The following is a 1,639-nucleotide window of genomic DNA, read 5'->3' as shown; positions in this document are numbered from 1 at the left end:
AAAATCAATGCCAAATCCTTTTACCAGACCAATTCTGAACAGGCTTATGAGCTTTATAAAATCACCCGCGAGTTTGCCGGTTTAACCGGAAACGAACTCGTCTATGACCTCTATACCGGCACCGGAACAATTGCCCAATTTGTAGCAAAACAAGCCAAAAAAGTAATAGGTATTGAATCAGTTCCCGAAGCCATTGAAGCGGCCAAGGAAAATGCACAATTAAACGGTATTGACAACGTTGACTTTTTTGTGGGTGATATGAAAAAGGTTTTTACCCAAGCATTTATTCAACAAAACGGAATTCCCGATATCATCATCACCGATCCGCCTCGTGACGGCATGCACAAAGATGTGGTGCAGCAAATTTTGAATGTGGTTCCACAAAAAGTGGTCTATGTAAGTTGCAACAGTGCCACACAGGCCAGGGACCTAGCACTGATGGATGAAATGTATAAAGTAGTAAAAACCCAAGCTGTTGATATGTTTCCGCAGACACATCACGTGGAAAATGTTGTACTTTTGGAAAAACGCGACTAACTTATTTCAAAATTCAAATTTGTCATTTCAAATCTCAAATTTGAGTTGACAAATTTAAAATGCAAAATTTGAAATATTTAAATTTGAAATATCTATGACTGCTGACGAATTAGAAGAACGCTTAATTAAGTTTGCTATTGATTGTATTAAATTAACTTCAATGGCAAAAAAATCCTATGCTTCTGACCATATGAATGGGCAATTGATACGTTCAGCTACTAGTCCTCCACTAAATTATTCAGAAGCAAGAGCTGGTGAGTCTCACAGAGATTATATTCATAAAATGCAGATTTGCCTGAAAGAATTTCGTGAATCAAGAACCAATTTAAGAATTCAAATAGGAACTGATTTTTATGAAGCAAAAGAATTTATTAAAGAACTTTTAATTGAAGCTAACGAATTGGTGTTGATTTTTTCAAAAAGCGTGTCAACATCAAAAAAAAATAATAGAAAAGTGTAATGATTTCAAAATTCAAATTTGTAATATCTAATCTCAAATTTGAAATATTAGATTTGAAATGAAAAATTTGAAATAGATTAGATTTGAAATGAAAAATTTGAAATGAAAGATTTGAAATGTTTAAATTTGAAATTTATATGTCTTGCCCTGCTCTTTGTGGGATGTACCCGCGATGACATTTGCACCCCTGAAACTTCAAAAACCCCGCTATTGATTATTAGTTTTTACAACGCAGAAAATCCTGAAGCAAGGAAAGCGGTGAATGCGTTTACAGTTGTTCGTGACGGCGATGAATTTAGCTTGTTTTCACCAACAACTACTGATTCGATAGCAATACCTCTTTTTACAGGAGCAGACTTTACCGATTATTATTTTGTTGCCAATGCCACAGACAGTTTGCCCAAAGTGGATTTTATTTCCTTTACTTACCAACGGGAAGACGAGTTCATCAACAGGGCCTGCGCGTTCAGAACCAATTTTAGAAATTTAGAATTTTCACTCGCTCCTTCCAACAAGCAAAGCTGGATAGATGAAATTATTATACTAAGTGACAGTATTAACGCAAGAAATCAAAATGAGGCACATCTTTATATCTATCATTAGTTTTTTGGTGTTGGTGCCGGCAACTATGGCTCAAACCAC

Annotated in this window: 3 protein-coding genes; all 3 read left to right on the top strand. The window is 35.3% G+C overall.

Annotation, left to right across the window (positions count from 1 at the left end; all coding sequences use genetic code 11):
• On the top strand, nt 1–537 hold a 537-nt coding region (gene rlmD, locus AC6F75_RS14430; RefSeq protein ID WP_500715789.1), incomplete at its 5' end, for a 23S rRNA (uracil(1939)-C(5))-methyltransferase RlmD.
• Between the two features lie 94 nt (nt 538–631).
• Nucleotides 632–997: a four helix bundle protein gene (locus AC6F75_RS14425; protein ID WP_500715788.1), complete on the top strand. Its 366-nt coding sequence runs from the start codon at nt 632–634 to the stop codon at nt 995–997.
• A gap of 126 nt (nt 998–1,123) precedes the next feature.
• Nucleotides 1,124–1,600, top strand: coding sequence for a DUF6452 family protein (locus tag AC6F75_RS14420; RefSeq protein ID WP_500715787.1), 477 nt, complete (start codon nt 1,124–1,126; stop codon nt 1,598–1,600).
• Nucleotides 1,601–1,639: the final 39 nt, after the last annotated feature.

Source organism: Planktosalinus sp. (genome assembly GCF_059864935.1).
This window is presented reverse-complemented; position numbering and strand designations above follow the sequence as displayed.

Bases quoted from the DNA above. Each gene is read 5' to 3' on its own strand.
- AC6F75_RS14425 (WP_500715788.1), top strand. From the start codon at position 632: ATGACTGCTGACGAATTAGAAGAACGCTTAATTAAGTTTGCTATTGAT.